At 58.2% G+C, this 22116-nt stretch carries 16 protein-coding genes; 8 read left to right on the plus strand and 8 right to left on the minus strand.

What is annotated here, in order from left to right:
• From EV130_RS00400 to EV130_RS00425, 6 genes are all read right to left on the minus strand, one after another.
• The gene (locus EV130_RS00400; protein ID WP_132658906.1) at positions 1–1455 is read right to left on the minus strand and encodes an NAD-dependent succinate-semialdehyde dehydrogenase; all 1455 of its coding nucleotides are present in this window, start codon (positions 1453–1455) and stop codon (positions 1–3) included.
• A 299-nt stretch (positions 1456–1754) separates the two neighbouring features.
• A complete protein-coding gene (locus EV130_RS00405) occupies positions 1755–3065 on the minus strand; it encodes an NAD(P)/FAD-dependent oxidoreductase (RefSeq protein WP_132658908.1) in 1311 nt (436 codons plus the stop codon).
• Between the two features lie 50 nt (positions 3066–3115).
• A complete protein-coding gene (locus tag EV130_RS00410; protein WP_074065396.1) occupies positions 3116–3994 on the minus strand; it encodes an ABC transporter permease in 879 nt (292 codons plus the stop codon).
• 30 nt (positions 3995–4024) lie between these two features.
• Positions 4025–4975, minus strand: a complete 951-nt coding sequence (locus tag EV130_RS00415) for an ABC transporter permease (RefSeq protein WP_132658910.1) — start codon at positions 4973–4975, stop codon at positions 4025–4027.
• Between the two features lie 67 nt (positions 4976–5042).
• On the minus strand, positions 5043–6713 hold the full coding sequence (locus tag EV130_RS00420) for a peptide ABC transporter substrate-binding protein (RefSeq protein WP_074065398.1): 1671 nt from the start codon (positions 6711–6713) through the stop codon (positions 5043–5045).
• Positions 6714–6742: 29 nt separating this feature from the next.
• The gene (locus EV130_RS00425) at positions 6743–8407 is read right to left on the minus strand and encodes an ABC transporter ATP-binding protein (RefSeq protein ID WP_074065399.1); all 1665 of its coding nucleotides are present in this window, start codon (positions 8405–8407) and stop codon (positions 6743–6745) included.
• Positions 8408–9275: 868 nt separating this feature from the next.
• On the opposite strand from EV130_RS00425, the gene EV130_RS00430 reads away from it, so the two are divergent.
• Both EV130_RS00430 and EV130_RS00435 read left to right on the plus strand, forming a co-directional pair.
• Entirely contained in the window at positions 9276–10151 is an 876-nt protein-coding gene (locus tag EV130_RS00430; RefSeq protein WP_132549836.1) for a GNAT family N-acetyltransferase, read from the plus strand.
• Between the two features lie 201 nt (positions 10152–10352).
• A complete protein-coding gene (locus tag EV130_RS00435) occupies positions 10353–11687 on the plus strand; it encodes an NAD(P)/FAD-dependent oxidoreductase (protein ID WP_132658912.1) in 1335 nt (444 codons plus the stop codon).
• Positions 11688–12245: 558 nt separating this feature from the next.
• Here the strand turns inward: EV130_RS00435 and EV130_RS00440 are convergent.
• Complete coding sequence (locus EV130_RS00440; RefSeq protein ID WP_132550070.1) at positions 12246–12914, minus strand: haloacid dehalogenase type II; 669 nt, start codon at positions 12912–12914, stop codon at positions 12246–12248.
• Positions 12915–13492: 578 nt separating this feature from the next.
• Here EV130_RS00440 and EV130_RS00445 point away from each other — a divergent pair.
• The 6 genes from EV130_RS00445 (at position 13493) to EV130_RS00470 (ending at position 20435) form a co-directional block, all read left to right on the plus strand.
• A complete protein-coding gene (locus EV130_RS00445) occupies positions 13493–14536 on the plus strand; it encodes a phosphotransferase (protein ID WP_074065403.1) in 1044 nt (347 codons plus the stop codon).
• Between the two features lie 8 nt (positions 14537–14544).
• Positions 14545–15915, plus strand: a complete 1371-nt coding sequence (locus EV130_RS00450) for an aspartate aminotransferase family protein (protein WP_132549833.1) — start codon at positions 14545–14547, stop codon at positions 15913–15915.
• Positions 15916–16021: 106 nt separating this feature from the next.
• A complete protein-coding gene (locus EV130_RS00455) occupies positions 16022–16705 on the plus strand; it encodes a GntR family transcriptional regulator (protein ID WP_074065405.1) in 684 nt (227 codons plus the stop codon).
• A 434-nt stretch (positions 16706–17139) separates the two neighbouring features.
• On the plus strand, positions 17140–17808 hold the full coding sequence (locus EV130_RS00460) for a haloacid dehalogenase type II (RefSeq protein WP_132658914.1): 669 nt from the start codon (positions 17140–17142) through the stop codon (positions 17806–17808).
• A gap of 300 nt (positions 17809–18108) precedes the next feature.
• Positions 18109–19080, plus strand: coding sequence for a phosphotransferase enzyme family protein (locus tag EV130_RS00465; protein WP_245519986.1), 972 nt, complete (start codon positions 18109–18111; stop codon positions 19078–19080).
• 26 nt (positions 19081–19106) lie between these two features.
• On the plus strand, positions 19107–20435 hold the full coding sequence (locus tag EV130_RS00470) for an aspartate aminotransferase family protein (RefSeq protein ID WP_132658916.1): 1329 nt from the start codon (positions 19107–19109) through the stop codon (positions 20433–20435).
• A 733-nt stretch (positions 20436–21168) separates the two neighbouring features.
• On the opposite strand, the gene EV130_RS00475 is transcribed toward EV130_RS00470, so the two are convergent.
• Positions 21169–22086 (minus strand): oxidoreductase, encoded by a 918-nt coding sequence (locus EV130_RS00475; protein ID WP_132658918.1) that lies wholly within the window; start codon positions 22084–22086, stop codon positions 21169–21171.
• Between the last annotated feature and the right edge of the window lie 30 nt (positions 22087–22116).

Here is a 22116-nt window from a genome sequence, read left to right on the forward strand (position 1 = left end):
TTAAACCAGTCCGCCGATGTGGAAGCTCTTCATTTCCAGGTATTCCTCAATGCCTGCCTGAGCGCCTTCGCGTCCAAGACCAGATTGCTTGACGCCGCCGAAGGGAGCCACTTCGGTCGAAATCGCACCAGTGTTGAGGCCGACCATGCCGAATTCCAGCGCCTCGCCCACGCGCCAGGAGCGTTTCAGGCTCTCAGTGTAGAAATAGGCCGCGAGTCCAAATGGTGTCCCGTTGGCGATCTCGATCGCCTCCTCTTCCGTTTCGAACCGGAACAACGGGGCAACAGGGCCGAAGGTCTCTTCGGTGGCCAGCAGCATGTCGGTGGTTGCGCCGGTGAGAACGATCGGCGTTGCATATTGCTTACCATCCAACGAGCGACCGCGGGCCGAAATAGTGGCGCCCTTTGCAACCGCATCTTCCACGTGACGATCGATTTTTTCTATGGCCGCCGCGTTGATCATCGGACCGATGTCGATGCCGGCCTCGACGCCTGGACCGACTCTCATTGCATTGACCCGGGCGCCCAGCTTCTCGGCAAAGGCGTCGTAGACGCCGGCCTGTACCAGTATGCGGTTGGCGCAGACGCAGGTCTGACCGCCATTGCGGAACTTCGAGGCGATGGCGCCTTCGACGGCAAGATCGAGATCGGCATCATCGAAGACGATGAAGGGTGCGTTTCCGCCGAGCTCGAGACTCAACCGCTTCACGCTGTCTGCGGCGCCGCGCATCAGGAGCGAACCGACGCGTGTGGAGCCGGTGAAGGAGATTTTCCGCACCGTTTCATTCGCCATCATTTCATTGCCGATTTCGGCCGGCATGCCGGTGACGATGTTGATGACACCACGGGGAATGCCGGCCCGCTCCGCAAGGACACCGAGGGCGAGCGCCGAGAGCGGAGTGAACTCCGATGGCTTAATGACAACGGTGCATCCCGCGGCCAAGGCGGGAGCCACCTTGCGGGTAATCATCGCGTTGGGGAAGTTCCAAGGTGTGACGATCGCGCAAACGCCGACCGCCTCCTTTAGTACGACGATCCGGCGATCTGCTGTAGGCGACGGAATAGTGTGACCACCGATGCGACGGGCTTCTTCAGCAAACCATTTGACGAAAGAAGCACCGTAACGGATCTCGACGCGTGCTTCATCGAGCGGCTTGCCTTGCTCGAGGGTGAGGAGCAGGGCAAGATCCTCGAGATTCTCGATCATCAGCGCATGCCAGCGCTCAAGCAAGGCGGCGCGTTCGGCGTGGGTCTTCTTCTTCCAACTCTTGAATGCCTTTGCCGCCGCGTCGATCGCAGCACGTGTCTCAGCCTGTCCCATATCTGGGACGGTACCTATAGTCGTCTGGCTGGCGGGGTCGATGACGTCAATCGTCTTTGAGGAGCTGGCTTTCACCCAGGTGCCGTCGATCAGGCCGACTTGCCGAAATAGATCCTTGTCTTTCAACTGATGCATGTTGTTTCTCCGTGGCGTTCGGTCATTACTTTAAATGCCATGCTTTACCGTCCCAACCCGAGGGACGTCAGCCCGGCCGACCGCCGAGATGAACTGACGGCAGCTGCAGCGGTCGGAGGTCGCGATTTGATAGAGCCATCGTCCTGTTTCGACATGATCCTAGCGATGAACGGGAAGCAGAATGCGTCGCAGTCGGCTACCTTGACGAAACAAAATGATGTGGTTGACTGCTTAACAGTCTTTTATTCGGAGAGCACTCTAACGGGAGCGGACGCGCAATCTGAAGAGCACCGAGGGCGTCAACGGCGTGCTCGATAGAACGCTATCTGATCCTGGATCCGGTAACCTCGGATAATTGCAGGCATGAACCAAGGATTGCCACTGTAGAGAGGAATTGACGCGGGCGGCCGAAAATCAAACGCCGAACGGGCCTGCTCTGTGTGGCCCAGAAGTTTGTGAGCAGCGCGCGTTCCCACCCACGGCGCCCAGACCACGCCTGAACCGCAGAAGCCAGTTGCATAGACCACTCCTTCCCGCTCGAAGATCCTGGGCAGCATGTCGCGATGCATGGCAACGTTGCCAAACCAAGTGTGGGACAGTTTGACGTTTTCCAGCTCCGGAAACAGGTTGACAAGCCCGTTGCGCAGATAGAGCTTGGGCTCAATGGGATCGCCCCTTCGTGAGCTGTCGCGGCCGCCGAGCAGAATGCGCTTTCCGTCCGGCGTGGGCCGGTAATAGAATCCAAGCTGACGGCCTTCCGTCATCATCATCTGCTTCGGCATCAAGCGCGCCATGACATCTGGTGCAAGCTCTTCCGTAACGATGATACGGCTTCGGACCGGCACCAGCCGGCGACGCAGATAAGGTACTGCGCCGTCTGTGTACCCATCTGTGCACACGAGAACTTGACGGGCCCGTACAGCCCCCGCGGAGGTCGACACCACGAAGGCTGACCCCTCCTTTTCGATCGAATTCACACGAGTTCCAGAATGGATCACCAATCCGGAGGCAAGTGCTACGCGCAACAATTCGGCATGGAATTTTGCCGGGTGCAGTCCCCCAATATCCATTCGCACCATGCCGCCGCGATAGAAGTCGGTGCCGATATACTTCCCTTGTTCGCGGTAAGGTACACCATATGCTTCAATGCCGAGCTTTTTTGCCAAAAGTCCAGCGCTGCGCGCAGTCTTCTCATAATCTTCGAATCCCACAACGCCTTTGAATTGACCCGTAAGCCGGAAATCGCAATCTAGCCCTTCAGTTTTGATCAGGTTGTAGACGAATTCACGTGCGATCTTGCCCTCGGCCTCGATCGCGATCGCCTTTTCCTCGCCGAACCGCCGCGTGATGGTCGCGTAATCCGGACGAATGCTTCCGCTCGTAATCCCGCCGTTGCGGGACGACGCTCCCTCGCCCGGATTCATCGCGTCAAACGCAGCTACTGACCGACCTTCGCGCGCGAGAACCAGGCCCGCCGACAAGCCGGCATAACCGGCACCGACGATCACGATATCCAGGTTCTTTGTTAGAGGCTGCTTCGGCAAAGGTCTTACAGGCGCCGCCTCCCACCAATATGGAGTGTCGTTTTCGGCGATCTTATATTCTTTCATGAGCTCTGCTCTCTTACTAGTTTCGACCCAGTCCGGGAAGAACAACGTTGTCAGCCGTGGTCGCCCCGCACATCAAGCGCGTCACGCAGCCCATCTCCGATAAAATTGAAGCTGGTGACGGCAATCGTGATTGCCGCACCCGGAATGATCGCGAGCCAGGGGGCGGTCCCGAGATACTGCTGTGCTCCATTCAACATGTTGCCCCAGCTTGGAAGAGGCGGCTGAATACCATAACCGAGGAAGCTGATATACGCCTCCATCAGGATGGCTCGCGCGATAGTCAACGTCGAAGCAACAATGATCGGACCGATTGCGTTGGGCAGGATCTCGCGGAACATGATATGCGTTCGGCTCAGACCCAGCATCCGCCCAGCCTGAACGAATTCCCTTTCACGGAGCGAGCGAACCTCTGTCTCGACGATGCGCGCCACCTCCATCCAGCTGCTGGCGGCGATAACAACGGTGATCATGATCGCGCTTGGTTTGAGTGCGGCGGCAAGCGCAAGCACGAGGAAGATCGAAGGGAAGGCGAGGAAACCGTCCACTGTGCGCATCAGCGCCGCCCCGATCCAGCCGCCGCGATATCCCGCGATCACACCGACGATCGTCCCGACGAGAGTGGACAGGAGCATTGCGGAAAAGCCGACGAGCAGCGAGATCCGGCCGGCCATGAATAGCCGCGCCGCGATATCCCGCCCGAGAGGGTCAGTACCGAGATAATGATGACCGGTGAACGGACCAGCGAAGCGCGCACGCAGGTCAATATAAAGAGAGTCATAGGGAAGAATGTACGGTCCAAGGACGCATGCAAGCGTCAGAGCCAAAATCATCGCCATCCCCAGCAGTGCGAGATGATGGCTCATGAAGCGGTGTGCAGCGCGGCTGTTCCACCAACGGTCCGACCCGGGATTTGCAGCAATAGCGGTCATGACGAGTGTCTCCTGTTGGGCGAAATGCGCTTAACTCATCCGAATGCGGGGATCGACGATCGCCACGGCGATGTCCGCGATCAGATTGCCCAGGATGACAAGTATTGCGGAGAACATCAGCAATCCCATCACCACCGGATAATCGCTATATCCGAGACTATCGAGAAACAGCCGGCCCATTCCCGGCCAAGTAAATACCGTTTCGGTAACAAGCGCCCCCGTAAGGATGCTGGGAAGTTGCATGCCCGCGAGCGTGATCATGGGCAGCAGGGCATTGCCGACGACGTGCTTCATCAGGATCCTGCGTTCACTCAAGCCCTTGGCACGGGCAGTCTTCACAAATTCCTGGCTGATGACATCAAGCGTCGCCGTCCGCATATAACGGCTCCAAATCGCCACATGGACCAGAGCGAGCACGACGCTCGGCAGGATCAAATGGTGCAGATAGTTCAGAAGGGAGCCATCGCCAACCGTGTACATGTTGCCGGCAGGCAGCCAACCCAGTTGCAGAGAAAAAACATAGATACCGACCAATCCGAACCAGAAGGTCGGAATCGATAGTGCCACCATGGCCCCCACAGTGGCCAGATAGTCAAACGCCGAATAGCGGTGCGTGGCGCCACGGATGCCAATCCAGGTGCCGATTGCGATCGCTATCACCGTGGAAGAACCCATCAACAGCAGGGTCGCGGAAAGGTGACGGCCGATGACACTCAACACCGTTGCCCCATCCCGGAACGAGTGCCCCCAATCGCCCTGCAGCAGGCGCCAAGCCCAGTCCAGGTACTGCATCCAAAGAGGGCGGTTCAGCCCAAGCTGTTCCTTGAGGCGGTCGAGATCTTCCTGGGTCATTCCGGGGTCGAGGCCGTACTGCGCCAACGGGCCGCCCGGTATCAGATTCAGGATGGTGAATCCGATGATCGAAACTATCACCAGTAGGATGAGGCTCTGGTAAAGCCGGTTAAGTAGGAAGCCGCGCATTCAACTCTCCTCATGACATCGCCAATGGATGGGCCGCCGCCGCAACTCGCGACGGCGGCTCCGGAGATCAGCTCTTCCAATGCCATCCGGCGGCATGCCAGGATGCCACGCGGGTGTTGGCGTTCGCCTTGAAGCCCTCTAGTCCTTCCTTACGGCCGAACACGTTGGTGTACGCAAACAGCGGCAGGAACGGCAGGTCCTGACGGACGATTTCCTGCACGCGGAAGTAAATTGCCCTTCGCTCTTCGGGGTCAAACGTACGGGCACCCTTTTCGAGCAGCGCGTCTACCTCCGGGTTGGAGTATTGGCCGGTATTTGATCCTTTTCCGCCTTTCGCGACAATCGCGCGGGTGTGCAGGCGGTTCGTCACGTCGGGGTCCGCCGCGATGACATAGGTCACACCTGAGATTGCCGAGTCGAACTGCGATTTGAGCCAGAAATCGCCCCACATCACTGCTCCAGGCAGGTTTGATATGGTCATCTCCACCCCGATTTCGGCAAAGGTCTGCTGCAGGAATTGCTGCACTTGTTCACGCAGATTGTTGCCTGCCGTTGTTGCATTGGAAAACGACAAGCGAACGCCATCCTTGGCGCGCACTCCATCCGATCCGGGCACCCAGCCCGCCTCATCGAGGATTTGGCGCGCCCGGTCCAGGTTGTACTCCTGTGCCGGGAGGTTCGGATTGTAGTAGTAGGATTGCTGCGGCATGAAGGTCTCGGTGAGGTTACCTACGCCATAATAGATCGCATCGATAATCGCTTTTCTGTCCATAGCGGCATAGAGAGCCTGGCGAACCGCCGGATCCTTGAATTGCGGTTTCTCAAGGTTGAGATAAATCGACTCGACCGACGCCCCCGGTTCCAGGGTCACTACGCGATCCGACAATTTACTGGCTTCCGCGTAGTGGTCGGCGGTAATGTAAGCTTGGTCGACAAGGTCGATATCGCCGCTCTTGAACTGGGTGTAGAGCACCGTCATGTCCGGAATGTATTTGAAGACGAGCCGCTCGAGATAAGGACCTTCCCCGAAATATTCCGCGTTCGCGACGAGTTCGATATGATCGCCAGCGATGCGTTGCGCCCACTTGAATGCTCCAGTGCCAATAGGCGCTTGATTGAAGCCGGCGGCGTTCGGATCTGCCTCCTTCTCGAGAAGGTGCTTCGGCACCATGAAGGTCTCGGCGAGAAACGACAAGTAGGGCGCGAAAACGGACTCCATCCGCCAGGTGATCTCCGTGGGTGAGATCACCTTGATATCACGCACTAATGAATGGCCGCTCGTGCGCCATGCTCGGAATTTGGGGTTGGTGATGAGTTCGAGAGTGAACTTCACATCTTCCGCCGTAAAGGGCGCACCATCGTGCCAGCGGACGTCGTCGCGCAGACGAATGTGCCACAGCAGGCCGTCCTGCGAGATGCCGCCATTCTTCTGGCTTGGTACTTCGGCCGCGAGATTGGGCTGGAGGACGCCTTGGGGGTCCATTCGAAACAGCGCATCAAACACCGAGAAATGCACGGCGTCGTCAACCTCGGTATGCGCCATCAGCGGATTGAAGACAGTAGGCTCTTGCGAAAGCCCGACGACCACGCGCCCGGTCGGCTTGGCAGGGGCGGTCTGGCCAAAGGCCGGTGACCCCAAAAGGTTTGGTGCGACGAGGCCCGCGAGCCCCCCAGCTGCCATCAGGCGCAGGGTCTCGCGTCGAGAATAGGTCTGTTTAGTCGTTTCAACCTTGGTCATGATGTCTCCTCCCTAGTGGACGTTGAGATTCAAGAATTGGACGCGGTAGCCGGGGCGGTATTCACCCGCTCTCCGGGAATGGCTGCGACCAACTCGCGCGTGTAGGCGGACTGCGGATCCAGAAATATCTGCGAGGGCGGGCCGCGCTCGACGATCCGTCCCTTCTGCATTACTGCGATCTCATCAGAAATCTGACTTGCCACCCGCAGATCGTGAGTGATGAAGATCATGGCCACGCCGGTTTCTCGCTGGATTTGGTCCAGAAGTTTCAGGATCTGGGCCTGGATTGACACATCGAGGGCGGATACGGCCTCGTCGGCGATGAGAAGCTTCGGCTTGAACATCAAGGCCCGCGCTATACCGATGCGCTGGCGCTGCCCACCGGAAAATTCGTGGGGATATCGACCGAAGGCACCTGCATCGAGTCCCACATGGGACAGCAGCGCCCTCGCCTCCTCCCGAGCCTGGGCATACGGCGTCCCGTGGGCGACGGGGCCGACAGTGAGAATCTGCCCGATCGTCGAACGCGGATTCAAGGACGCAAACGGATCCTGGAAGATCATCTGGATCCGCGGCCGCAAGGGGCGGAAAGCCCCTTCGGAAAGCTTGGCGATATCGTGGCCGTCAAACAGTATCCGCCCACCGTCACCGTCCATCAGCTTGATCAACAGCCGCCCGAGCGAAGACTTGCCCGAGCCGCTCTCACCGACGATCCCCAATGTGCGGCCGGGCGCCAGGTCGAAGGAAACATCGTTCACGGCGGTAACGATCCGCTTCTTGCCGAAAAACACACCGCTGCTTCGATAGGTCTTGACCAGACCTTCGACCCTAATGACCGGCTTGGCGGGAGCGGCGTCCTCATGTGCGCGATCCCTGCCGCTGAGATGGGGGACAGCTGCAACGAGGCGCTGTGTATAGGGATGACGGGGCGCCTTCAGCACCTGCTCCGCACTTCCTTGTTCGACGATATGGCCCTTTTCCATTACGACCACGCTGTCGGCGATCTCTGCGACAACCCCGAAATCGTGGGTGATGAACATCACACTCATGCCCTTGCGTCGCTGGATGTCGCGGATCAGTTTCAGGATCTGGGCTTGAGTGGTTACATCCAGGGCCGTCGTCGGCTCGTCCGCAATCAGGATCTTAGGCTCGAGTGCCAAGGCCATCGCGATCATAACGCGCTGGCGCTGCCCACCCGATAGCCGGAACGGATACTGGTGGTACATCAATTCCGGGTCCGGCAATCCCACTTCAGTCAACAGTTCAAGAGCACGGCTCCGGCGCGATGCCGACGTTCCAACATTGTGCGCTGCCATGACTTCGGTGACCTGCTCACCGACCGTCATCAGCGGGTTCAAAGCCGATAGCGGATCCTGGAAGATCATCGAAACGACACGACCGCGTAAATCCCTGAGCTGTTCGGGAGAAGCCCCCACGATGGCCGTGCCGTCGAGATGAATCGCGCCTGCCGACACCGGTATCACCTTCGGCAGCAAGCCCATGATCGTGTTGGCGGTCACCGATTTGCCCGAACCGGACTCGCCGATGATGCACAAGATCTCTCCGCGCTTTAGATTGAACGAGATATTCTCGACAGCGAATGCCCGCTCCATCCCTTTCGGAAGGCTGATACTCAGGCCGCGCACGGAGAGCGCCACCTCGTTCGCGCCCAAAGTCTGGATGCTGGCGGTCATCGAGTTATCCTCCAATTCACCGCAGACGCTGCGGCAGCGCCCCTTGTGGGGAACAGCATAAGCTCTAATTATCCACGCACTGACTCAGACTGTCGATTTTCTTACCGAAGCATCCGGGATGCTTCAGGTGGAGCGGCAGTTCCGTGTCTCCTCCAGGCGTGAAGCCGTTGATCGACATCTTTTGATCGACATCTTTGATTGCCGTGTTGCCGTGTCTTGCAAAGTTGTCGCCGCTTGGCGAGCTGCTCTGCGATCACATGGCATGCCACGGACTGATGAGAGTAGTATCAACTTCTGCTGCCGAAGGAGTCACCGAATTACGCGGCCGCAACAGCATGAAATTCCAAAATGGTCGGCGCCTTCAGCACATTCTGGGGCCAAATTCGCCAGCTTTCTGTGCAGCACGGAGTTCCACGCGTGCCCTGTGGCGTGCGGGTGTCCAACTGCAAACACGTGATAATTCGGCGATTCCGCGGTTTTCGAAGATTGTCGGATTGCTGCTCTGGAATGAAGGGGCGGAAAACGCACCCCAACAGACACGCTCGCAAGGCAGCTTTGGGCTTCTCCCTTCCCTAACGCAATGGTGGGAGGGCCAATTTTTCATCTCAAACGTGCCTCCTGAGCGTCCCACCGGCTGCCTTTGTCCCCTGCAACGTTGTGTCGTTCCCCTTAGGGTGCTATCGGAACGGTGTAACCGAGGGTTCCGTGCTGCCGTACCTTCAATTTCGGCGGAAGATTTCGAATTGGCACCGCTAATCAGTCAAAGATGCCGATCTTCGTATGCCAGTATGAACCCGTGATGCGAAGCGGGCGACCAATATGTTGGCCGCGCCTTTGCTGGTCCGGCGAACGGAGCAAAAGAGATCCAATGCCAAAGTCAGTGCGGCTCAAGTCATTCGAATTGGTTGCCCGAGACATCGCTGACGTAGATGTCGAATCGCTCCATGCTTTGACAGTTGCGGTTGGCTGGCCTCATCGGCCCAAAGACTGGGATTGGTTGAGGAAGTTGGGTCGCGGCTACGCGGTAGTGGATGGCATCGGCCGTGTTTTCGGAAGCGCTATGTGGTTTCCTTATGGCGAAGACTTTGCCACGATAGGGTTGGTAATAACCACACCGCGCGCGCAGGCTCAAGGCAACGGCCGCTGGCTCATGGAGCAGGTCTTCGAGCAATGCCGCGGCCGCGATCTGGGTCTCAACTCTACCCGAGCTTCCCATAACCTCTATGTCTCCCTCGGCTTCAGGAACGAAGCCACTGTCTGCATGTATCAGGGGCTGGTCGCGGACTCGCTTCCCAATTTGCCAGCGCTTAAAGGTGAACTGATCGAACCTCCGGCGGAAACTCTCGAGGAGCTTATCGAGCTGGACACGCAAGCATTTGGATCCAGACGTGAGGAGTTGATCAAGGCGCTCGAACCAATTTCGACGATCCGCGCTCTGAATCGCGGCGGGCGGATCGTTGGGTACTCGATGTGCAGGGAATTCGGGCGCGGCCACGTAATTGGCCCCGTGGTTGCCAGCAATGACGAGGATGCGCTCCATCTCACCGCCATCCACCTTGAAGATCTAAAGGGACAGTTCGCGCGTGTCGACACGCGGGAGACAGGGCCGGTCGCCGACTTTCTTCAGACATGCGACCTGCGAGTGGCGGAAAGAGTTACGACAATGTCGAAGGGGCGGGTCCTGCTTAACCGGATCTCCGGCCAGCCTTGGATCTATGGTTTGGCTGGTCATGCACTTGGATAGGTCGCCGAAGATCCTCAAGACACACAAGACGTTCTCATAGCCTGACCCGTTTAAGACGTTCTCACTTGAGTTCGAGCTGATCTACCCTGTCTCGAGACGCGATCTGGAATTGCGCCCGGGCTGCGCCTATGAGCGAAAAGTCCAGCTCGGTACACGGCGCTCCGGAGACGCGCGAAAGCTCGAAAATGCAAAGGAATAACCATGCCCGTCGACGTTCAGAAAGTAGCTGACAGCGCCTCTTTCCCCTCTCAGGTCGATGTCGTCGTGATTGGGGCTGGGATCGTCGGCACCTGCACCGCCTATGAACTCGCCCGTAAGGGAGTGTCGGTCGCCCTTCTCGAAAAGGGCATCGTCGCTGGCGAGCAATCAAGTCGTAACTGGGGATGGGTCCGCCAGCAAAACCGCGACATCCATGAACTGGCTCTTGCAATGTACAGTTTACGGCGCTGGGAGGAACTAGGTTCCGAGATCGGCCGCGATCTCGGGTTTCGTCGGAGCGGGATTCTTTACTGCACGAAGAATGAAGCAGACGTCGCTCGATGGGCAAAGTGGGGCGAGACCGCACGCCTTCAGGGCTTCCACAGTCAGATACTCAGCGCATCCGAGGCAAACGAGCGGGCTTCAGGCGGCACGTCCTCTTGGCTCGGCGGAGTCTGGTCTCCGAGCGATGGGCGGGCTGAGCCCAGCCTCGCCGTACCCGCCATCGCGGAGGCGGCGAAAGAAAATGGCGTGTCGCTTCATCAGAACTGCGCCATTCGCGGGCTCGAAATTTCTAACGGCCGGGTAGCTGGGGTGTGGACAGAACGGGGACTTGTGAAAGCGAGCACTGTTGTTTGCGCCGGTGGGGCGTGGGCATCCCGCTTTTCCAACCGCTATGGGATCGAACTTCCAGTCGCCAACATTGCTGGAACCGCAGTTAAGACTACTCCGGCCCCAGAAGTGATCAAAGCCGGATGCCTTTCGGCTTCGAACTTCGTGTTGCGGCGTCGGATTGATGGCTGCTATGCGCTGGCCGTCCCGGGGCACGGTACGCTCGACATCACGCCGCGCGGGATGCGATACGCATTCAAATTCTACCAGATGTATCGCAGCAAGATCGGCAAGAAGCTCAAATACCGCCTAAACAGCAGCTTCTGGAGCGGACCCGACGCGTTCGGAGGATGGGAGAACGATGAGATCTCGCCATTTGAAAGGAACCGCATTCTTGACCCAACGCCTGACGCCGAACTCGTCGAACGCGCCGTAAAGAACCTTGAAAGCGAGTACCCTGCCTTGAAAGGTATTAGGGTCGATCGCGCATGGGGAGGACTCATCGATACCTCACCGGATCTCGTCCCGGTCATTTCGACAGTGGAGCAGCTGCCCGGTTACGTGATAGCCGCGGGATTCAGTGGTCACGGGTTCGCAATCGGGCCAGGCGCTGGCCGCCTGGTCAGCGAGATCGTGATGAACGAAACGCCGATCACAGATATCTCGCCCTACCGGCTAAGCCGCTTCACAGATGGTTCGGCGATCCGACGTCCCGAAATGATGTAAGCGGCTGGCGTGGTAGGAATATAATTCGTTCATGCCGCTTAACAACGATCAGTGTTGCATGAGGCCGGCCGCATAGGCATCTCGCGTGTCGAACATTGAATAGTTCAGGCTGGATGCATATGACCGCTGGCAGGTGGTTCCCAATCGCGGAAAGAGACACGGATACCTGTCCGCTGATAATGTCCATTGCGAGTTGATTGCGGTGGCCGTCATAGACGGCGAGCCACATGTCCAGTCGTTAGATGGGGGACGAAGGTTGCCGCGCCGGCTTTTGCGGCCGAGGCGCCCTCGGGCTCAGCGATGCTCACCGGCATACGCCGGTGCCACCGGCAAAGAAGCGGGAAATGCGCCAGCTTGTGCTGAATTCAGTGTAGACACGGAACTCCTTTGCTGAATGACCCGGCATTCCTCGAACGCCGGTAGAGCACTCGTGCGGAGGGGGTCCTGAAGGACATGCGTGCTTCCCTTCGAACGGCAAAAAGCGGGGCGAATAAATCGCCCCGGTTTCGTAAGTCGCAACAGCACCTGAGCGCTAGATTAAGCGCGCTTGAGAGCTGGCTACAGTCCAACAGCGGCAGATAGCCCGCTGATATCCTTGATCTCAGTGTATTCGTAGAAGGGATTGGCCGGCTCATGGCCGCGGTTGACCCAGACCTTGCTCTTGATACCCAGATCATACGCGGTCATCAGGTCGTAGCGGAAGGATGAGGACACATGAGTGATGTCTTCGGGCCCGCAGCCGAGCTTGTCGAGCATGTATTCGAAGCCCTTCATCAGAGGTTTGTATGCCCCCACTTCTTCAGCCGTGATCACCATATGGATCGGCGCGCCCAGCTTTTCGACGTTCGACATAATCAGGCTGTTCATGGAGTTCGACAGGATGACCAGCGGAATTTCTTTGGCCACCCTGGACAGGCCGGCCGGGACGTCCGGGTGCGGACCCCAGGTTGGCACTTCGTTATAGATGCGTTGCGCATCTTCCGGTTTGAACGCGATACCGATGCGTTTGCAGCTGCGTTCGATGGAATTGTGCACCACTTCGAGGAAAGGTTTCCATGGCCCTAGCACCTCATCAAGGCGATACCCTCTAAAAGCCTCGATGAACGCGGCCATCGCTTCTGGAGAGAGGCGCTCGCCGTAGACGCGTCGCGCAGCACCGGCCATGTCGAAATTGGTGAGCGTGCCGTAACAGTCGAAGGTGACGTATTTCGGTCGAAATTGAGTCATGGCGTGTATTCCTTCCAATTTGAGGGCACAGCGTGCCGATCGAGGGTCATCGTAGTGAGCATGCCGCCTGCCTAAAGAGGTCGTGGTGCCGATAGACCGCAATGCGGCATCGACACAAATACCTGTGCGAGTCGGTCTCTGATCAGTTTCATTTCCTCTGCCTCTTTCGATATCGGGCCAGCCCAACCAGGTGGAGCACGCCAAATCGCTTGCTGCATTCCGCCCAGTGGAAACACACTGGCATAATTTTGAGGCGCTGGCAACATATTGTCCAACAATTATTGAGAAGTCCATCGCCTTGGCATTTTCCGACGGCTTGCACACGTCGCGGTCAAACAAACGATGAGTACCTTATTATATGATTGTATTTCTTCAGTTTTATTGGTCACGGCATCAAGCCATTCTTCACGACGCCCACGCATCGCCCAGCAGGAAAAAGTGTCCAAAGCAGCAAAACATTTCCAGTAATAGAAGAAATTGTTGTACAAAAAATAGAATGTGGGATACTGACGCCATCGAGCTGCCCATTCTCGGGGCGGGATCTGAATGAGTTGAAGATGGATCACAAGCATCAGCCTATGCCAGCCCGTGGCCCGGAGTTTTCCGAGGCCTGCCATCCCGTGGGGGCTGCGGAAGCCGAAGATATCGCCGAGCGGCTCTACGGCGCGCGTGGATCGGCCAAGCGCTTTGAAACCGAGAAAGACGACACGTTCCTCCTCGACTGCGCGGACCGGGGGAAGTTTGTGCTAAAGATCGCTCATCCTTCCGAGCGGGTGGATGAGCTCGGTTTCCAGGTCGCACTGATGCGTCATCTTGAGCAACGGGCACCTGACCTTCCCGTCCCCCGTGCAATTCGCGACCTTGCCGGCTCGGAATTGCCTATCGTCACCACTAGGGCCGGCGAGCGGCGCGTGGTGCGGCTCATCACCTTCCTCCCCGGTACTCCGCTCGACCGGACATCTGCCACGGCCCCACAGCGCGAACGGATCGGCGAAATCCTGGCGAAGCTGCGTTATGCGATGGCCGACTTCTCGCATCCCGCAGACGGCCGGACTGTGGCATGGGACGTCACCCATCTTCTTGATCTCACCGATCTCTTAAGCTTCATCCCGGTGGGCGGCAAACGAGCCTGGACCCTCCGCGCGCTCGAGCGGTTTGCCGATATCAAACCGAGCCTCGACTTATGCCGGCGGCAGGTGCTCCACAACGACTTCAATACGTCTAACCTGGTTGTCGATCAGGCCCGCCCGCAGTTTCTGACCGGCGTCATCGATTTTGGCGACGCCGTCCGTACCGCCATTGCCGTTGATGTCTCCACGGCATTGATGAACCAGATGCCAAAAACTTTCGACCATGCAAACCGGCGTGACCTGTTTGACGAACCGCGCGACGTTCTGCGCGGCTATCTCCGCAACGCCGAATTGACGGACGAGGAGCTCCGCCTCATCCCTTTCTTGTCGATGGGCCGTCTTGCGGTTCGGGCGCTGCTGACGTGCTGGCGCGCCCAAATCTTCCCCGAGAATAGCCGCTATATCATGCGCAATACCGAAGCCGGCTGGGCCCACCTCGAATGGTTCCACTCGATTTCGACAGCCCAAATATCCGATCTTCTGAAACGATAGGAACCCGAATGTCCAAGCAAGCGACTACCCTGCCCAAGGGCTTCCGCGGCGATATGCCAAATGGCTTCAACCCTATGGATACGTCTCATCTCACAAGAGAAGAACTGGACCATGTCACCCGGCGGCAAAGGCTGCTCGGGCCCGCTTACCGCCTCTTCTACAAGTCGCCCGTTGAGATCTCCCGTGGAAAGGGTGTCTTCCTCTATGACAAGCACGGCAACGAATATCTCGACGCTTACAACAACGTGGTTTCGCTGGGTCACTCTCACCCGCGTGTCGTCGAGGCGATCCAGAAGCAGCTCGAGTTACTCTGTACTCACACGCGATACATGCAGGAACCCCTGCTGGATTATGCCGAAGCTCTGATCAGTACGTTCGGTGGCGAGCTCGGCCGAAGCGGATGCGCGATGTTCACCTGCACCGGGTCGGAAGCCAACGATCTCGCCTTGCGGATCGCGCGTTACCACACACGCAAGACCAGCGTCATCGTCACGGCCGAAGCCTATCACGGCAACAGCGGAGCGGTGGCGGCAATCTCGCCGTCGCTCGGGAAGAAGTCGGCCCTCGATCCCTATCTTCGCACAGTTGCAGCGCCTGATTCCTACCGCCTCCCCGTCGAGGAAATTGGCCGGCGGATGGCGGAGGATGTCTCGCGGCAGATCGCTGATCTGGAGCGGCATGGAAGCGGCCTGGCCGCCTTCATAGCGGACTCAGTCTTCTCCTCCGATGGTCTCTACGTCGATCCGACGGACGTATTGGCGCCCGTCGCGGAAGTGGTGCGCAAGGCGGGCGGCCTGTTCATCGCCGACGAGGTGCAATCGGGATTCGGACGGACCGGCACCCATTTTTGGGGCCACCAGCGTCACAAAGTCGATCCGGACATCGTCACCATGGGCAAGCCCATGGGTAACGGCTATCCCGTTGCCGGCATCGTCCTGCGGCCCGAACTCGTCGCAGAATTCGGATCCAGCATGCGCTATTTCAACACGTTTGGCGGCAACTCCGTCGCTATCGCGGCTGCAAGCGCCGTGCTCGACACAATCCTCGAAGAGGGCCTATTGGACAACGCCACCAAGATCGGGGGCGAAATCCTCGCAGGGCTCCGGGACCTACAAACGAAATATGAATTCGTCGGAGATGTTCGCGGGGCCGGCCTTTATTTCGCTGTCGAACTCGTCAAGGATAGAGACCGCAAAACGCCGGACATGGATCGTGCGCTAGGGGTCGTCAACGCCTTGCGCGATCGGCGCATCCTCATTTCAGCGACCGGGGCGGACGCGCATATCCTGAAGATCAGGCCTCCGCTCATCTTCACATCCTCAAACGCGGCGCGTCTGATCGAGGGCGTCGACGAGGCGCTTCGGTCAGTGCAGATCTAGGATCCGCCGCTATGCCAGCTGCGCGACGCAAATATCATCTCTCTTGCCCTGCGCCGCCGCATGTGGCGTAGGTACAAGGACGAATTCAACGAGCAATGCCAGAGCCATGCCGCCGCTGCACACCAAGAACCAAACCGAAGATAGTAGGATGAATGTCGAGCCCTCGCCCGCCAGCGCGGTGGAAATCCTGACCCACGCTTTGCGAAGGCGCATACTGTCAGGTGATTTTCGACCCGGCGAGTTCCTCCGCGATGTGAAAATGTGCGAGGAGCATTCGACCTCGCGGCACACATTCCGTACTGCAGCCCAGGTGCTCGTCACGCAGGGCTTGCTTCGTCAGATACCGAACCGAGGCTTTGTAGTACCCGAATTCGGGCCCGACGATATTGTCGATATCACACGCGTGCGCGGGACCATCGAGGGCGAGGCCATTCGTCTGATCGTGCTGACGGGTGTCATCCCATCTCAGGCATTAGAGGCAGTCGAGGTTATGCACAGGTCGACGTTATCCTCCGACAGATCCCTGTTGGTAGCTGCCGACCGTGACTTCCACCGAGCGATCGTCGCCGCTAGCGGCAGCGCTCGGCTAAAGCGAACCTATTCAGACCTCGAGGGCGAGATCGAGCTTCTCCTCGCACAGCGGCAGGATTTCTACGGCACTGCCGAAGAAATGGCGGAAGAACACGAGCGGCTCATCAACAGCTTGAGGAGCCGCCACTACGATACGGCACGGGAAGCGTTTAAGGAGCACTGGGAAGATCTCCAGATCAAATTGCTAGATCAACGCTGATCAACGCTCCCCTGAGAACCTGTCAGGTCCGACGGATACCCGCCAAGCAGCATTGAGGGTGTCGTGCCACCGGTAGACGCGCAGCAATCACCATCTCCAATGCTTCCTCTCCGGACCCACCAGAGCCTGTCCTCGTCCTGACGCAGCCTAGTCCGCCACTGCCCGGGAGGTCACCCATGCCGTGCGACGTGCCCCCTACGTCTATGGACACATGGCCGAATATGCGTCGCTTGCTTAGGGCTCGGCTTTGAATGAGCGACGGCACGCTGCGTACCAATCGCCTCAACGCGGCGGCACGTGGCTTGTTGCGCAACCTTGTGCTGAATTCATCGCAGACAAGACGCTGCTTTGCTGAATGACCACGCATTGCAGCACATTCTGCCAGGAAGATGTGACTATGCTTAGTCGAACTTGAGATCAAAGGGGTCAGGAACATGGATCGATTCAAGCCAAAGTACGTAACATTCGACTGCCATGGTACGTTGATCAACTTTCAGATGGCGGACGCCGCTCGGGATCTGTTCGGTCATCTTCTGGATGGACCGCGCATGAACGAGTTCATCAAGAACTTTCAGGCTTACCGCATCGATGAGGTAATGCAGGACTGGAAGCCGTATGCCGACGTTGTCCACAACGCATTGGAGCGCACGTGCCGCCGCAACAAGGTTGCATTCCGGCCCGAAGACGCCGAAACCATCTACAACCGCGTGCCGACATGGGGACCGCATCCAGACGTTCCCGAGGGCCTCGCCAAGCTCGCCAAGGAAATCCCCCTTGTCATCTTGACAAATTCCATGGTGGCGCAGATCCCGTCGAACGTGGCAAAGCTCGGCGCGCCTTTTCATGCCGTCTACACTGCTGAAGAGGCGCGGGCCTACAAGCCGCATCTCAAGGCGTTTGAATATATGTTCGACATGCTAGGATGTGGACCAGAGGACATAACGCACGTTTCGTCGTCTTTCCGTCATGACCTGATGTCCGCCTATGATCTGGGTATCAAGAGTAAGGTGTGGGTCAATCGTGGCCATGAGCCGGCCAACCCCTATTATGAATACACCGAGATCCGCGATATTTCGCAGTTGCCCAGCGTTTTCGGACTCTGACATGATCAAGGCAACAGCGGTTCAGGAATCGATAAACTGCGTGACTTGGTAAGCAGTGTGGAGTGCCTGCTCTGATCTAGTCAGAACTAGATCAGAGCATCCGACTTCGCAGCACGAAAGCAACATGAACGGGCGAGGATCTTCAAATTGAGCGATCATGATGATCTTGTTGCCGATCAACAACGGGGCCGGCACAACAGCTCTGCGGCTGCGAGCTCACGTCACTTGCCGTGGGCTGCATCGTCGACTGAAGCCTATTTTCGCGCTGCAGCCGCGATTCTCTCCACGCCGCCAGATGGCTTGCAACCGGACATGTCGGCGACACTACTTAAGCGGTACTACGGGCTGGAGGGATCGATCGCGGTCTTATCTTCCGAGGTCGAGCGCACTGCTGAGGTCTCCCTGTCGGACGGCCGACAATTGATCCTGAAGACGTCGGCGCGGAGAGAGGCGATCGACAGCTTCCGTTTCCAAAGCGCAGCTTTGGCGGCACTGCAAGACAGCGCGGGATTTGCTGCACCTACAGTGATCCGCACTAGCGGCGGCGCGTTGATGTTTGAGGAAGAGGGCATAAGTGGTTACCTACAGACCCGAGTGGAAGGCGTGTCTCTGCACAAGGTGACGCCGGCGCCTGATCTCCTCTTTCGTACTGGTAGCGCCCTCGGCCGGCTGGACCTAGCCCTTGCGCAGATCAACGCACCCGCAGCACACCGGCCCATTCTCTGGCATATCGGCTGCTGGTCGCGGTTGATGGAACTGGAGGAACACCTACCGTCTGGCAGCGTCGCCGAAAGCGTTCGGACCGCAATGGCGGAGTATATGCGCTTCGTCGAGCCGCAGATCCAGAACTTGGAGTGGCAGGTCACGCATAACGATCCTAGCCCGTTCAACACAATCGTTACCGGCCAGGGCTTGGGTTTCATCGATTTCGGCGATGGCTGCTGGAGTCCAAGGATTCAGGATTTGGCCATTGCGGCCAGTCATGTCGTGGCAGATCCGACGCTTCCTTTGGGCGGAGCCGAACATCTCATTGCCGGCTATGCCGCAATCGTCCCACTATCCGCCTTGGAGGCAAGGCTGCTGGTCATACTCATGCGCGCACGGCAAAGTGCACTGATACTGGTCAACTACTGGCGCTCCCACCTCTTTCCGGCCGACGCGCAATACATCAAAAAGAATGTTGCTCGTGCTGAGCGCGGGCTGACAATCTTGGCGCCTCTTTCAGCTGCATCAGGCGAGGCGGCAGTCCTCGCGGCAGTGTCACAGCCTTAGCCGTAACTCATAGACAGGCAGCAAACATGTCCACAGATCTTATGCCCAACCGCTACAGACCAGGTGAGTCTGACCTCCCAGAGCGCGAAGCGGCGCTGATTGCCCGCCGTGATGCAGTTCTTGGAGCATCTTATCGACTGCAGTATCGACGTCCGGTGCATTTCGTTCGCGGCGAAGGCATGTGGCTCTATGATCCCGACGGTCGGGCCTATCTCGACTTCTACAATAACGTTCCTTCCCTCGGTCATTGCCACCCCGAGGTGAACGCGGCAATGGCCAAACAGGCCGCCCGAATTAGCGCCAACACGCGCTATCTCGAACCTAGACTTGTAGACTATGCCGAACGATTGGTTGGTACATTCCCAGAGGAGCTTGACCGCGTGGTCTTCACTTGCACGGGCAGTGAATCCAACGATCTGGCCCTGCGTATCGCCCGGTTTGCGAGCGGCGGCGAGGGTGTGATTGTCTCCTCATACGCTTATCACGGCACGAGCGGGGCTGTGGCAGCGGTTTCGCCGAATTTGGGCGACGCGGTCAAGCTCAGTCCATTCGTTCGCATGGTTTCTTTGCCCGGCCCGGCAGGCATACCAGAATCGCAAGCCGGCGACTTTTTCGAGGCGCAGATTCGTTCGGCCATTCTTGACCTCAACCGTCGTGGCATGGGCGTTGCGGCCCTGCTCATTGACAGTATCTTTTCCAGCGATGGCGTTTGGGTAGATCCTCCCGGCTTCATTGCTGGTGGAGTGGCAGCGGTGCGCGAGGCAGGCGGCCTCGTCATCGCCGACGAGGTTCAACCGGGCTTCGGACGAACTGGCACTCACATGTGGGGCTTTGAGCGGCACGGAATCGTGCCGGATCTTGTAACTCTGGGCAAGCCCATGGGTAACGGGTTTCCGATTGGCGCGGTCGTTGGTCGTCAAGCGCCAATGGAGCGGTTTGGTGCTACCGCGCGCTACTCGAATACTTTTGCCGGAAACACGGTAGGAATTGCGACTGCGGATGCCGTGCTGACGATCCTGGAACGTGACCAAATTCGTCAAAATGCGCTTGCCATGGGCCAGCGGCTCCGCGCTGGTCTAGAAGAAATGGCAATGAAGCATAGGGAAGTTCGTGCAATCCGAAACGCCGGTCTATTTTTTGGCGTCGACATTGGGTCCGAGGATACGTCTGCGGCAGCCCGACGTGCAATGGCTTTGGATATCGTCAACGCAATGCGGGATGACGGTGTGCTCGTCAGCACGACAGGAGCCAACGAGGACGCACTTAAGGTGCGACCTCCGCTGGTCTGCGGAGCCGAGCACGTTGATCTCTTTATTGCAGCGGCAGAGCGCGCCATCACGACTGTCGCAGGCTAGACAACACACTTGGGAGCACGTGGCGGAGGCCTTGCGCCAGTAGTTCGGAGAAGCCCGCTCTCGAGTTCTCTTTTGGCTAGAACCCTGGATTGTGACAGCTTCGCCTCGAACAGATTCGAACCAACGCGCCTTTTGGCCATTCAAGAAACAAGCAACTGTAAACTCTGGGCTGAAGCGCAAGATTACTTACAGAACCGACGCCGCCGAGCTAGTGCTGCTCTTTTCCTTGGTATATCAACAAAATGCCGACTGATTAATACATGCTGGCGTGATAATCAGACGAACAGCGTAGAGCCACTGGTGCCGCAAACCACAAAACACGGTTCACTTCGGCCCACCATGCAGCAAGCCTGCCCTGCACAGTCGTTGAGCTGGTCGGCGCTCCACAGGGATGGTATCCGGACCGATCCGCCACGGCACAATGCGGCCGCCCGCCGTCTCCTCGCGAAACCTGCGGCGAAGTTCGCTTGAGCGGCCCTATCGAAGATCGTCAAGGGAACGTATCGTTGGGTCGTCATTGAGAAGCGCTTGTGAGCCGGCTCAATAAGGCCCCAGCCGATGGGTCAGACGATTTCGAACTGCTCTTGTTCCACCCTCTCTTGTTCCACCTTCACCAGGGCCAGCGGTCCAGCCGGCGAAAACTTCGTTGGTCGTCGATGTCACTCCGTAAAGTGAAGACATGATCTATCCCTTTGCTTCTGCTTGAAGCCTCGGCTTCGGGCTTTGTGTTCTATCAGGCGGGGCACAAGCCCGGATCGATCCCGGTCATCGCGATCGAGACGTCCCAGAGACGCTTTGCCAGAGCTGGGTCCTGGGCGTCGGGGGCACGTTTCGCCTCACCGGACGGACCCCGGATTCCACCAAACCCGGTCGGCCCGTAGTAGCCACCAGGCTCCACCTTGCCTGTCGCCGCCTGCAGCGCAGGCCAGGCGCCCTTGTCCGCGCTGTTGAGGAGCAGGCCGACGATCGGACCGGCGAGCTGTGCGATCCCCATGTGCCGTCCAAGTCTGGTGCTCGCCACGCCTGGATGGCACCCGGCAGCCATGACTGGAGAATCTGCAGCCCGCAGGCGCCGATCCAACTCGAAAAAAAACAGGGCGTTTGCCAGCTTGCTGCCGCCGTAGCGCTTGCTCTTGTTGTAAGATTTCTCGGCGTCGAGGTCGTCCCAGTCGATCTTCCCCTTCAGGTGCGCGATGCTGGAAGTCACGACGACACGCGATCCCGGCGTTTCAGCCAGCTTTGGCAAGAGCAATGTTGTCAGCGCAAAAACGCCGAGATGATTGACGCCGAACTGAGACTCGAAGCCTTGCATGGTGCGTGTCAAGGGTGGGTTCATGATGCCTGCATTGTTGATCAACGCGTCAATGCGCGGCTCTCTCGCGGCAATTTCAGCGGGAACGCGAACGTTGGCGAGATCGCCCAGATCAAGCGGCAACCAGGCCAGATCAGCCCTTGGCGTGATAAGCCTGATTCGCGCTATTGCCTGATCGGCCCTGGTGCGCTCCCGGCATGCCAGCAGGACACGAGCGCCTCGTGCGGCTAATACCCGTGAGATTTCAAAGCCAATACCTGCATTGGCACCTGTGACGATGAAGGTCTTTCCCGACTGGTCGGGGACATTCGCTTCAGTGAAACCAGTAGAATGAGACATGCTGCTTTCCTTTAAATGAGTATTTAGGCA

The organism is Rhizobium azibense, assembly GCF_004342325.1.
In the GTDB taxonomy this organism is placed as follows: Bacteria; Pseudomonadota; Alphaproteobacteria; order Rhizobiales; family Rhizobiaceae; genus Rhizobium; species Rhizobium etli_B.

What these genes read in the sequence shown, in the direction of transcription:
- EV130_RS00400 (WP_132658906.1), bottom strand. Translation starts at nt 1,455, where the DNA reads ATGCATCAGTTGAAAGACAAGGATCTATTTCGGCAAGTCGGCCTGATC.
- EV130_RS00405 (WP_132658908.1), bottom strand. Translation starts at nt 3,065, where the DNA reads ATGAAAGAATATAAGATCGCCGAAAACGACACTCCATATTGGTGGGAG.
- EV130_RS00410 (WP_074065396.1), bottom strand. Translation starts at nt 3,994, where the DNA reads ATGACCGCTATTGCTGCAAATCCCGGGTCGGACCGTTGGTGGAACAGC.
- EV130_RS00415 (WP_132658910.1), bottom strand. Translation starts at nt 4,975, where the DNA reads ATGCGCGGCTTCCTACTTAACCGGCTTTACCAGAGCCTCATCCTACTG.
- EV130_RS00420 (WP_074065398.1), bottom strand. Translation starts at nt 6,713, where the DNA reads ATGACCAAGGTTGAAACGACTAAACAGACCTATTCTCGACGCGAGACC.
- EV130_RS00425 (WP_074065399.1), bottom strand. Translation starts at nt 8,407, where the DNA reads ATGACCGCCAGCATCCAGACTTTGGGCGCGAACGAGGTGGCGCTCTCC.
- EV130_RS00430 (WP_132549836.1), top strand. Translation starts at nt 9,276, where the DNA reads ATGCCAAAGTCAGTGCGGCTCAAGTCATTCGAATTGGTTGCCCGAGAC.
- EV130_RS00435 (WP_132658912.1), top strand. Translation starts at nt 10,353, where the DNA reads ATGCCCGTCGACGTTCAGAAAGTAGCTGACAGCGCCTCTTTCCCCTCT.
- EV130_RS00440 (WP_132550070.1), bottom strand. Translation starts at nt 12,914, where the DNA reads ATGACTCAATTTCGACCGAAATACGTCACCTTCGACTGTTACGGCACG.
- EV130_RS00445 (WP_074065403.1), top strand. Translation starts at nt 13,493, where the DNA reads ATGCCAGCCCGTGGCCCGGAGTTTTCCGAGGCCTGCCATCCCGTGGGG.
- EV130_RS00450 (WP_132549833.1), top strand. Translation starts at nt 14,545, where the DNA reads ATGTCCAAGCAAGCGACTACCCTGCCCAAGGGCTTCCGCGGCGATATG.
- EV130_RS00455 (WP_074065405.1), top strand. Translation starts at nt 16,022, where the DNA reads ATGCCGCCGCTGCACACCAAGAACCAAACCGAAGATAGTAGGATGAAT.
- EV130_RS00460 (WP_132658914.1), top strand. Translation starts at nt 17,140, where the DNA reads ATGGATCGATTCAAGCCAAAGTACGTAACATTCGACTGCCATGGTACG.
- EV130_RS00470 (WP_132658916.1), top strand. Translation starts at nt 19,107, where the DNA reads ATGTCCACAGATCTTATGCCCAACCGCTACAGACCAGGTGAGTCTGAC.
- EV130_RS00475 (WP_132658918.1), bottom strand. Translation starts at nt 22,086, where the DNA reads ATGTCTCATTCTACTGGTTTCACTGAAGCGAATGTCCCCGACCAGTCG.